Source organism: Enteroscipio rubneri (assembly GCF_002899715.1).
Taxonomy (GTDB): domain Bacteria; phylum Actinomycetota; class Coriobacteriia; order Coriobacteriales; family Eggerthellaceae; genus Enteroscipio; species Enteroscipio rubneri.
The window spans coordinates 24,741-36,062 of sequence record NZ_PPEK01000020.1 but is presented as its reverse complement, the minus strand read 5'-3'; the positions used below and the strand labels follow the sequence as shown (position 1 = coordinate 36,062).

The 11,322-nt window shown below is 64.1% G+C and carries 10 protein-coding genes; 1 reads left to right on the top strand and 9 read right to left on the bottom strand.

All coding sequences use genetic code 11. The features are described 5' to 3' along the window. Nucleotides 1–107: 107 nt before the first annotated feature. From C2L71_RS11260 to C2L71_RS11240, 5 genes are all read right to left on the bottom strand, one after another. Nucleotides 108–803 (bottom strand): response regulator transcription factor, encoded by a 696-nt coding sequence (locus C2L71_RS11260; RefSeq protein WP_103265850.1) that lies wholly within the window; start codon nt 801–803, stop codon nt 108–110. Nucleotides 804–1,108: 305 nt separating this feature from the next. Continuing rightward, complete coding sequence (ffh, locus tag C2L71_RS11255; RefSeq protein ID WP_103265849.1) at nt 1,109–2,527, bottom strand: signal recognition particle protein; 1,419 nt, start codon at nt 2,525–2,527, stop codon at nt 1,109–1,111. Between the two features lie 353 nt (nt 2,528–2,880). After that, nucleotides 2,881–3,801: a signal recognition particle-docking protein FtsY gene (ftsY, locus tag C2L71_RS11250; RefSeq protein ID WP_103265848.1), complete on the bottom strand. Its 921-nt coding sequence runs from the start codon at nt 3,799–3,801 to the stop codon at nt 2,881–2,883. Nucleotides 3,802–3,855: 54 nt separating this feature from the next. Next, nucleotides 3,856–4,413 (bottom strand): DUF2812 domain-containing protein, encoded by a 558-nt coding sequence (locus C2L71_RS11245; protein ID WP_103265847.1) that lies wholly within the window; start codon nt 4,411–4,413, stop codon nt 3,856–3,858. Beyond that, complete coding sequence (locus C2L71_RS11240) at nt 4,394–4,795, bottom strand: PadR family transcriptional regulator (protein WP_103265846.1); 402 nt, start codon at nt 4,793–4,795, stop codon at nt 4,394–4,396. Before C2L71_RS11240 ends, C2L71_RS11245 begins: the two co-directional genes overlap by 20 nt. A 108-nt stretch (nt 4,796–4,903) precedes the next feature. On the opposite strand from C2L71_RS11240, the gene C2L71_RS11235 reads away from it, so the two are divergent. After that, nucleotides 4,904–5,254: a hypothetical protein gene (locus C2L71_RS11235; protein ID WP_103265857.1), complete on the top strand. Its 351-nt coding sequence runs from the start codon at nt 4,904–4,906 to the stop codon at nt 5,252–5,254. A gap of 64 nt (nt 5,255–5,318) precedes the next feature. On the opposite strand, the gene smc is transcribed toward C2L71_RS11235, so the two are convergent. From smc to rpmF, 4 genes are all read right to left on the bottom strand, one after another. Further along, nucleotides 5,319–8,879 carry a chromosome segregation protein SMC gene (smc, locus tag C2L71_RS11230; RefSeq protein ID WP_103265845.1) on the bottom strand — a complete coding sequence of 1,187 codons (3,561 nt, stop codon included), beginning with the start codon at nt 8,877–8,879 and terminating at the stop codon, nt 5,319–5,321. A 6-nt stretch (nt 8,880–8,885) separates the two neighbouring features. Continuing rightward, nucleotides 8,886–9,752, bottom strand: coding sequence for a ribonuclease III (rnc, locus tag C2L71_RS11225; RefSeq protein WP_103265856.1), 867 nt, complete (start codon nt 9,750–9,752; stop codon nt 8,886–8,888). 47 nt (nt 9,753–9,799) lie between these two features. Then, nucleotides 9,800–10,831: a phosphate acyltransferase PlsX gene (gene plsX / locus C2L71_RS11220; protein ID WP_103265844.1), complete on the bottom strand. Its 1,032-nt coding sequence runs from the start codon at nt 10,829–10,831 to the stop codon at nt 9,800–9,802. Nucleotides 10,832–11,062: 231 nt separating this feature from the next. Next, entirely contained in the window at nt 11,063–11,242 is a 180-nt protein-coding gene (gene rpmF / locus C2L71_RS11215; protein WP_103265843.1) for a 50S ribosomal protein L32, read from the bottom strand. Between the last annotated feature and the right edge of the window lie 80 nt (nt 11,243–11,322).

Below are 11,322 nucleotides of genomic sequence, written 5' to 3'. Positions count from 1 at the left end.
GAGCAGGGCCGTGGCCGCGAGCGCCGCCAGGGCGAGGGCGAGCGTCGCGGCGGCGGCGATGCCGACGAGCCGTCGCGCGATGCGCGCGCCCTCGCGCGAAGCCGCCGTCACGACGCGCCGCCCTCGGCGTCGAAGCGGTAGCCCCTCCCCCGCACGGTCTTGAAATGGGCCGGGCGGGAAGGGTCGTCCTCCACCTTCGCGCGCAGCCAGCTCATGTGCACTGACACCGTCTGCGGCTCCACCTCCGAGAACGCGCCCCATACCTCGGCCAGCAGGCGCTCCTTCGACACTGTCTCGCCCTCGTGCGCGATCAGGAAGCGGGCGAGCGCGAACTCCTTGGGCGACAGCGCCGCGACGATGCCGTCCTTCGCGAGCGTCCCGGCGGCTTCGTCGAGGGCGAACGGCCCCGCGACGAGCGGCCGTCCCGCGCCGCCGGAGCGCCCCCGAGAGCGCCTGAGCAGCGCGTTCACGTGCGCGAGCAGCTCGCGCAGAGAGTAGGGCTTGGGCAGGTAGTCGTCGCCGCCCGTGTCGAGCCCGACGATGCGGTCCGTCTCGCTCGTGCGCGCCGACGCGAACACGATGGGCACGTCGCTCGCGCGCCGAAGGGCCTCGCACGCCGCGAAGCCGTCGTCGCCCGGCAGGTTGATGTCGAGCAGCACGAGGTCGAACGGACGGGCGCCCAGCACGTCGTAGGCCTCTTCGGCGCTCGCAGCGCGCACGACCGCGAACCCCTCGCTTTCGAGGTAGCGCGCCACGATGGCGGACAGATCCGCGTCGTCGTCGACTATGAGTACGCTCGGCATCGCTCCCCTTCCCTCGCTCCCTTCAACGAGCAGGATGTCGAAACCGATGTTCCCCAGTCGATCGGAAAACGGCTCCTACGCTTGCATGCCTCTGCAATCTCGTCGCTCGCTTCAACGACTGCGACCCAAACGCTTCCTCAAGGAAATTTCGAAGTCCGGCTTGATTTGCGGCGCGACGACCAGGGCAACGACCTCCTTCGACCGATGTGCAAGCCTGCAATGCGTCATGCGGACCGCAACGCCGAGCAAGCTACTCGCCTCCAGCCCTCCCCGAAACCGTGGCGTGACCTTAGGTCGCTCAAACGCTATTGCATCATATCCTGGATCTTCTTGAGGTCGGCCATGCTCATACCGCCAGGCATGCCGGGCAAACCGCGCCTGCGGCCCTTCTTGCCCTTCTTTCCCTTTTTGCGCTTGTTGCCTGCTTGCATTTCCTCGACTGCAGGCATCATCTTCTTGAGCATCTTCTTTGTCTCGCTGAATTTCTTGATAAGCTGGTTCACGTCCGACACCGACACCCCGGCTCCAGCCGCGATGCGGGCGCGTCGACTGCCGTTCAGCAGCTCGGGCTTCTCGCGCTCGGCCTTGGTCATGGAGTTGATGATGACTTCCATATGGTCAAGTGCTCCTTCGTCCACCTGGCCTTTCGCCATAGCCTTGTCTCCTCCCGGCATGGCCGCGACAAGCTTGGACACTCCGCCCATCTTGCGGATCTGACGGTTCATCTCGATGAAGTCGTTGAGGTTGAGCTGAGCGCGCATCATGCGCTCGGTCTGCTCCTGCTCGACCTCCTCCTGCTGCACCTTAACGGCACTCTCGATAAGGCTGATCACGTCGCCCATCCCCAAAATACGCTTGGCCATGCGGTCGGGATGGAACTCCTCGAGGGAATCGGGTTTCTCGCCCGACGAGATGAACTTGATGGGTTTACCCGTGACCTGTTTGATGGAAAGCGCCCCGCCGCCGCGTGCATCGCCATCCATCTTGGACATGATGACGCCGTCGAAATCCACGCGCTCGGCGAAGGCAGCCGCCACGTTTACCACATCTTGGCCGGTCATGGCATCGACGACCATGAGAATCTGTTCGGGTTCGACGGCGCGCTTGATGGCCTCGGCCTCGTCCATCATCTCGTCGTCCACATGGAGACGGCCCGCCGTGTCGACGATCACCACGTCGCGAAGACTGTCGATGGCGTCCTGCACGCCTTCCTTCGCGATCTTGATCGGATCCTGGCCATCGCCGCGGTACACGCGCACGCCAATCTCGGAACCGAGGGTTTCCAATTGGTCGGCTGCAGCAGGACGGTACACGTCGCAGGCCACGAGGAGCGGCGAATGGTTCTCTTGTTTGAGACGATAGGCAAGCTTCGCGGCAGCCGTCGTCTTACCGGAGCCTTGCAGACCTACGAGCATGATGACGTTGGGAATGCGGCTTGAGAACTCAAGCTTGGAGTCCGTGCGACCGAGAAGCTCGGTGAGCTCGTCGAGCACGATCTTTATGACGTTTTGTGCTGGCGTGAGCGAGTCGAGCACTTCGGCATCCAGGCAGCGCTCCTTCGTGCGGGCGATAAAGCCCTTCACCACTTTGAAGTTCACGTCGGCTTCCAAAAGCGCCAGGCGGATCTCACGCATGGCGTCGTTGATATCGTCTTCGGACAAGCGGCCCTTGCCGCGCAGGCCGGAGAAGATGCCCTGAAGGCGTTCGGAGAGGTTATCGAGCATGGAAATGCGCCCCCGTCATCGGTCATGTTGTTCGCTGGAAGAGATTATACTTGAACGCCGCCGCCCTCGGCGAACTTCACCTTATTAACGGCTCGCGAAACGACACCCGCCGGCATGGAGTCAGCCGCCAATCATCAAGCACGCTTCGGTTCGGCGCGGAGAATCTCCATCGACCAGCCCGCTTTCCGACCGCTACGCAGCGTCGGCGATGATGCCGCCTAGATGGCGTAGCCTTCCTGCGCGCACGCGCCTCGTCGGACAAGAGGATGCTCCGACCCCGCTCGCTTCGCTCATACGCCCAGGATGACAGAGGAACGTCGGCCCGCTTGCCGCGCACAAGGTCGAAGAGCCGTCTACCCGCGTTCGTCGAAGTCGCCGACGAGGGCAAGCGCGAAGTCGTGCGCGTCGAAGTCCTTGAGATCGTCCAGGCCCTCGCCCACGCCGATCTTGAGCACTGGCAGCTCCAGCTCGTGGGATACGGCCAGCACGATACCGCCCTTCGCTGTGCCGTCGAGCTTCGTGACAATGACGCCGTCCAGGTCGAGCGCGCGATCAAACTCGCGCGCCTGCGCCAGACCGTTCTGCCCGGTGGTCGCGTCGGTCACGAGCACGGTGTACACCGGCATGTTCGCCCGCTTGCGCACCACGCTCACCACCTTCTCCAGCTCGCGCATGAGGTCGGCCGACGTGTGCAGGCGCCCGGCGGTGTCCACCAGCACGAGGTCGGCACCCTCCGCCTCGGCGCGCTCGATAGTGTCGTAGCACACGCTGGCCGGATCGCTGCCGCGCTCGCGCGTGCAAATGGGCACGCCGGCGCGCTGCGCCCACACCTCCAGCTGCTCGATGGCCGCCGCGCGGAACGTATCGGCGCTGCCCAAAAGCACATGGCGGCCCGCATCGGTCGCCTCCTTAGCTATCTTGCCCACCGTGGTGGTCTTGCCGGTGCCGTTGATGCCCACGAACAGCACGATAGCCTCACCTCCGCCGAACACCTCGTCGCCTCCCGGTGTGAATGTGGCCGCTATACGGTCGTTCAATAGGTCGAGCACGGCGTAGGCGTCGGGAAGCGCGCGGCGCGTAGCCGTGTCACGCAGGTTCTCCACGATCTCGCTGGCCGCCGCGCCCCCGATGTCAGCCAGGATGAGCGTCTCCTCCAAGCCGTCCCAGAACTCGTCGTCCACGTCGGGCCCACGGTCGAGCAGGACGTTCATCTGCTCCTTGAACTTGTCGCGCGAGCGGGAGAGCCCCTCGCTGATCCTATCGAAAAATCCCATGTGCGAGCTCCTTTCTCAACAACCTGAACAGTGTATCCCAAATAGGACTGCACGTCAGCGGCGCGGGTCCGCTTCCTGCTCGGCGTGGATCTTGCGCAGGGAACGCGTATATCCGACGAAGGGGAAGAGCGAGAAGACGAACCCGGCGGCGAGGACCATGCACGCCGCGAGGCATGCCCACGACGCCGGCTCGTTACCCTGGGCCGAAAGTCGTGACTGGAGCACGAAGAACAACGCCGCGGCAACCGCGCAGAGAAGCGCGCGCAGGCCCAGGCCTTTCCGGCTCTCCCGAAGCGTCTCCGATTCCGCGTCGTCGTCGGTGTACAGCGGCGTGGTGCCGGCCTCGGCGCGCACGATCTGCCAACCGGGCCCCAGCACGACGGGTTCCCAGCCGCCGAGACCGTACAGCTCCCGCGCCTCCTCCGAGAAGTCGCGCTGGAAGTCCACCGCGTAGTCGTAGCCGTGCGGCTCGCCCTGCTCGAAGCGGTAGAGAAGCGCTCGGTTGATGCCGACTACGTGCCAGCCCTTCGCGCTCATGCGCTTGAGCATTGCCATGTCATGGCCCGGCATCACCGCAAGGCCCCCGCACATCCTATAGGTCGTCTTCGCCATGCTCTCCCTCGCCCGTCGCCCCGGCGCCCGCACCGAGCCCGCTCGTCCCGACCAACAGCCCCTCGGCAAGCGCCATCAGCTGTCGACGCCGCTCGAAGTCGCGCCTCAGCACCGCGCGGCCCTCCTCGGTGGCCGCGTAGCAAATGCGGCTCTCCTCCTCGGGCGCCTCGCTCTCGTCGGCGATCTCGGCGATCCACCCCGCGCCTTTGAGCTTCTTGAGCGTCGTGTACATGGTAGCCGGCCCGATCTCCACCGTACCCTGCGTGGACTCCTTGATCCCCTGCATGATGCGGTAGCCGTGCACCGGCTCGAGCGTGGCTAAGAGGATGAGGAAGATGCTGTCGGACAGCTCCCCCGTCTCGTACGGGCTCCTCTTCGCCATTTCGCTCCCTCTACTATATCAATGATGGATACTATGCTACAATCATCCTGCTTGCAAGCGAATACGTTCGGTCTCACTATACTCTATCTGGAAATGGAGCGTTTCATCATGGCTGAAGAGCATTTGGAAGCTGCTGCAAGCGGGCAGGCGAAGGGCTGGTTCGAGCAGCGGAAGGACCCCGAGTTTCGCAAGCGGCAGGATGCGAGCCTGTTCCGGACGATCACCCTGGTCATGCTGCCCTTCATATGGGCGGGTTTCGTCTACTCACTGGTCACGGGCAACGAGGGCAACATGAACGGCTACTCGCTCATGATCCTCTTCTTCTCGCTGCTGAACGCCGATGTGCTGGTCAAAGGCGAGAAGCTGTCGAACAAGGTGCTTGACGTCCTGGCGAAGGCCAACTGCCTGCTGTTCTTCGTCTGGGCGCTCGCCAACATCGTCTACTTGTTGGTGAAGTAGACATAGCGGCCGCGGCGGGAGCGCGGCCATCGCCCGCTCCCCATCCCGCGCGCAGGCCGCTGCGCTATTCCGCGTGGCGCAGAGCGTTCTCGAGCTTCTGGCTGACCACCTTCGTCACGCCGTCCGCCTGCATGGACACGCCGAACAGCACGTCGGCCATCTCCATCGTGCGCCGCTGGTGCGTGATCATGATGAGCTGGGTGGAATCGCGCAGCCCCTCGAGATAGGATACGAGTCGACGGAGGTTCGAGTCGTCGAGCGCAGCCTCAACCTCGTCGAGGATGTAGAACGGCGTCGTGCGAATGCGGTACACCGCGAACAGGAGCGCGAGCGCCGTCAAGGACTTTTCGCCGCCGGACATGAGCATCATCTTCGTGATGCGCTTGCCGCGCGGCTGCGCCGTCACCTCTACGCCCGTATTCTCCAAATCATCTGGATCGGACAGCGCTAGCTCGGCTGAACCGCCCGGGAACAACACGGCGAATATCTCGCGGAAGTTCGCATCCACCGCCTCGTACGTCCGGATGAAGTCGTCTTTCATGCGCGCATCGATGACACGCACGATCTTCGAAAGCGCTCGGCGTGCGCCGTCGAGATCGGCCAGCTGAGCAGCCAGGTAGTCGTAGCGCTCCTTGATGTGCTCATACTCTTCAGCGGCATCGGGATTAATGGTGCCCATGTTGGCGATGCGCCGGCGCAGTTTGAAGGCAGCGTCTTCGGCAGCACCGCGATCTTCCAACTCAGGAAGCTCAAGCGCGCGATCGAGCGGCGTGCCGCAATCATGGACGATTGCGTTCACCGCAGCATCCACTTGCACTTCGAGCCTACCTTTGTCGACGCGCGCAGCCGAAAGGCGCGCGTTCGCGTCATCGAACGCATCGTGCGCAGCGCGCGCAGCAGCGCGCGCCTCGTTGACCGCGGTATGCAGTCCCGCTGAAGAATCCTGCGCGGCCGTGGCCGCCTCCTCAAGATCGCGCGTCCATGTGCGAGCACTGGCAACGAGTTCTTCGAAAACAGCAAGGAGCGGCTCAATGCGCCGCTGCGCTACCTGCTTTCTGACAAGCGCCTCACGCGCTTCGACATCGCTTGCCGTCACAGCCTCGAGGTCGCGTGCGCGCGCGTCTACCACGCGACTTTCGTAGGTCTGCCGCTCAGCGAGGGTGGCAGCCTTGAGTTTCGCCTCCGACAGCGCATCGCGCAGAAGGGCGGCTTCCTTGCGCAGCGGCACCACCGCCTCGCGCGCCTCCTCAAGTCGCTCGGCTCTTTGCTCGAGCTCGTGCTTGAGCGTTTCGAGTTTCTGCTCGAGAGCCATTGCCGATGGGCGCGCCTCGGCCACGGTACGCTCTGCCTCATCACGCTGTCGCTCGATGTCCTCGAACTCGCGCCGGACGGCAGCCAGCTTCTCTTCAGCGCGATGCGCCTCGGCGCGCGCAGAATCCGCCTTGCCACGCAACTCTGCCAGCTCCTGTGACAGACGCAGGCTCTCTCCTTGCGCGGCGCGGAGGGTTTCCTCCGCTGCCGTTGAGCGCTTTTCCGCGAGGTCGCGCTCGCTCTCAACGGAGCGCAGCTGTGCACGCAGCTCCTCTACACGGCGTGCGCGCGCGAGCACCCCTTCCTCGCTGTCGACGGCAGCGGCGCCGAGCGTCACCTTGCCGTTCGGCCACACGACGCAGCCATCGTGCGTCACGAAACGCACATCCTCTTCGAGGCGCGCATGCGCGGCGAACGCAGCATCGATGTCGTCGCACACCACCACATCGCCCAAAAGCGCCTCCACTGCTGCGGCATCGATTTCGTCGTAGGACAGCTCGTCTACGAGCGCGCGTCCATGACTCGCCGCGGCAGCATCGCGCGCCGGACACGAGCGCCTCGCTTCGCCCGCACGCGGAACGAGCACCACTTCGCCCTCCTCGTTGCGCACCGCAAGTGCTGCAACCAGAGCGTTCGCGCGCGCGGAATCGTCCACAAGCAGCGCCGACACGTCCACGCCCAGCAGCCGCTCCACGAGCGACTCGAAGCCCTCGGAAGCGCGCACGGCGTGCGCGATGGGCACGAGGTGCACGTCGAGTTCAGCTGCGTTGTCGAGCGCCCATGCACGGGCTGGCCCGGCCGCAACGCTTGCGCGCTCGACCTCTTCGAGTCCTTTGATCTTGGATGCCACGAGCGATGCCGCATCGCGCGCCTCGTCGAGCGCCGCGCGTGCTGCTTCGCGTGCCGCCAACGCTTCGCCCACGCGGGAGCGCGCCATGCCTTCCGCCTCCGCAAGCGCCTCAAGCTCCCGAGCGACCTGCGATGCCTCGTCCGCGCGTGATGCCGCTTCGACTTGCGCGCGTTCCAGTTGTAGCTCCAGCTCTTTGCTGTGGGCTTCGATAAGCTTCACATGCGCAAGCCCGCTCGCGAGGGCTTCCTGCGTCTCGGCAAGCTCGCGACGCGCTTGCTCCTGCGCGCGTTCGTCCTCGCGCTTCGCCCGCTCGAGCTCCTCCGATTCGCGCTCGAGAGAGCGGCGCTTCCGGGCGTTTTCGGACTGCTCGCCCACCAAACGCGCCACCGTCGCGTCAGCTTGCGCACGTTCATGCTGCACCTCGGTCAGCTGTGCGGCGGCCTGAACCCGATCGGACTCGGCTCGAGCGCGCTTCGCCTTGTTCGCCTCAAGCGTAACCCGCAGCTCCGCCTCGTAGCTTTGGGCTGCGCGGCGTTTCTCGTGCAGGAGCAGCGCCGCGCCATCGAACCGCTCGACGGCCGACGAAGCGCGACGATGCTGCCGCGCAAGCTCGCCCGCATCCACGCTTTCAAGGCGAATCTTTTCCTGCAGCTCCTCGGCCCGACCTTCGGCCTGCGAGATGGCGATGCGGCGCTGTTCGAGCTCGGCCACAAGCGTGCGCTCCCGTTCCACGGCTTCGTCCCAGCCGCGGCGCAACGTGCGCAGATCGTCCACCGCAAGCGCAAGGCTCAGATCGGCGAGCTCGGCCGATAAGCCCTGGTAAGCACGCGCTCGCTTCGCCTTGCGCTCGAGCGGGCCCAGCTGCCGCTCCACTTCGGAGGCCACATCTCGCACGCGTGCCAGATGCGCGTCCATCGCAGCCAGCTTACGCTCGCTTTTCGCCTTGCGCTGCTTATGCTTGAGCACGCCCGCAGCCTCTTCGATGAGAGCGCGCCGATCCTCCGGCTTCGATTGCAGGATGGAGTCGAGGCTGCCCTGGCTGATGATCGAGTGAGTGCCCGTGCCCAGACCCGAATCGTGCAGGATGTCGAGCACGTCCATGCGGCGAGCCACCGTGCCGTTGATAAGGTACTCGCTCTCGCCAGAGCGATACATGCGTCGCGTGATGGCAACCTCGTCGTAGTCGATGGGAAGCGTCCCGTCGGCATTGTCCAGCACGAGATCCACCTCGGCGATACCGACCGGCTTGCGAGCCGAAGATCCTGCGAAGATGACGTCTTCCATAGCCTGGCCGCGCAGGTGCTTGGCGTTGCGCTCGCCGAGCACCCAGAGCACCGCATCGGAGATGTTCGATTTGCCCGAGCCGTTCGGCCCTACCACGGCGGTAATGCCGGGCTCGAGCGCGAGAACGCTGCGATCTGCGAACGATTTGAACCCTTTGAGGACAAGCGATTTCAGGTACATCGGCGGCTATCCCTGTTTGCGCTGCTTGGCAAGCTCGCGTTCGCGTTCGCGTTCGCTTTTTTTGCGGGCCTTCTCTTCTGCCTTTGCGGCGGCCTTCTCGGCCTTGGCCTGCTTGCTAGCCGCCGCAGCGGCAGCCTTCTCGGCACGGGTCTCCTCGTCCATCCCCAAGCCGAAGAATTCGCCCAGGCGCGCAAGCGTGCTCTTGGCCGCCTGGCTCTCAGCCTCCTTCTTCGTGCGCCCCGTGCCGCGAGCAAGCCCTTGCGTTCCCGCAAACACCTGCGCTACGAATGTGCGATCGTGCGGCGGGCCCTGCGTTTCCACGAGCTTGTACGTGGGCGTGATGCCATCCTCCTGCAGCTTCTCCTGCAGAGCGCTTTTGGGATTCTCAGGCTCGCTGGCCAAATCGGAGGACATGCGCGGGATAAGCGTCCGTTCCACGAACGCCTGAGCCGCATGTATCCCGCCGTCCAGGAACAGCGCGGCCACCACGGCCTCGTACACGTTCTCGAGGGCCGAATGCAGTCCGCGCTTGCCCGTGCCCGTCTCCGACGAGCCGAAAACGATGATGTCGGCGAAACCCAACCTGTCGGCCACATCGGAAAGACTCGCACCCGACACGAGCGCCACCTTGATACGCGTAAGCCCGCCTTCGTCCAAATCGTGAAAGCGGTGGAAGGCGGTGGCTGCGACAATAGCGCCCAAGATGCTATCGCCTAAAAACTCGAGACGCTCGTACGAGTACTTGACAGACTTGCCCTCAGTTGCTGAAGGATGAGTAATGGCTGACAGCAGCAGCCGTTCGTCTTCGAAGCGATAGTCCAGAATGTCTTGAGCCCTCGTCAGCTTGCCGCGCTGCTCGTCGCTCAGCGTCATGGATTCATCATGCAATTTCATCTGCTCGCCAGCTTCCTCGAAGGCGCTCATGCGTCCCGCCGTACATTGTTCATTGTAGCGGAGGCGCTGGTGGCAGCCGCAGTCTGCGCGATTATTTCAGAAACGCCCGCACGAACGATGCGCATCGTGGCAAGCACGCCGTTTTTGATGGCGAGAGCACCCGACGAGCCGTGGCCCACGAGCAGCGCGCCCTTTACACCTAGAAGCGGAGCGCCTCCGTAGGTGTCGGGGCTCACCTGAGCCTGGAGTTCTTTCAAGCCGCCTTTGATGGCGAGAGCGCCAAGTTTGGTGACGGGCGTTTTCATCATAATACCCTTGAGCGTTCTAAACAGCGTCTTAGACGTGCCCTCGATGGTCTTCAGGCACACGTTACCCGTGAAGCCATCGGTGATGACGACATCGAACTTCGCAGGCAGGATGTCGCCGCCCTCGGCGTTGCCGGCGAAGTTCGGCAGACGTTCAGCAAGCAGACGATGCGCCTCTTGGGCAAATTGAGAGCCCTTCGCGTCTTCCTCGCCTATGTTGAGCAGCGCTGCGCGCGGGTTTTCGATGCCGATGACCTTTTCCGCATAAACCGAGGCCATCTGGCCGAACTGCACGAGGTATTCCGGCTTGCAGTCGGCGTTAGCCCCGATATCGCACAGGATGACGGGCCGCACGGGCGAGGGGATGACCGTTGCGAGCGCCGGACGCGCGATGCCCTTGATGCGTCCCATGACGAGCGTGCCTGCAGCAAGGCAAGCGCCCGTGGAACCTGCAGAGAAGAAGCCTTGCGCTGCCCCCTCCTTCACGAGGCGGCAGCCCACCACGATAGACGAATCCTTCTTCGTTCGAACGGCGTTGGCCGGGTGCTCGGCCATGGAGATGGTCTCGGAGCACGCGCGCGCTTCGCAGCGACCGTGCGTCGCAGCGAACGGCTCCACGACGTCGGCTGGACCGCAGAGGATGACGGTCAGATTCTCATCGGCCGCAAGCGCATCGGCAACGCCTTCGAGCACTGTACCGGGAGCTTCATCGCCTCCCATGGCGTCAACAGCAATAGTGACCTTATGGGACATGGTATCCTCGCATTCCTCTCAGGGTCGCGTGGACGCATGCGCCCGATCGCTCGCGGGCCCGAAGCAGATGGACGGCCGCTGGCGAGCAGGTGCATGCATGCAGCGCATAGCTTCACACAGTATAGACGAACACACAAAAAGCCTCCCGGCGCTTCGCGCAAAAAGCGCGAGGTGCGGGGAGGCTTGTCGATGCGCGGCAGACAAAGCACCGACGCGCAAACGAGAACCCGCCTATTCGGTCTCGATGACCTCACGGTTCTTGTAGAACCCGCAATTCGGGCACACGCGGTGCGGAAGCTTGGCCTCCCCGCACTGCGGGCATACGGAACGCGAAGGGGCCGCGATCTTATCGTTGGTGCTGCGGCGGGCATGGGTGCGGGCACGGCCCGTCTTGCGCTTAGGTACTGCCATGGTCCTCTATCTCCTTCAGGTAACCCGAGCGGCATCCGCTCGCTCGTTTTCGCTTAGTAAACATGCGAACCGATATGTTA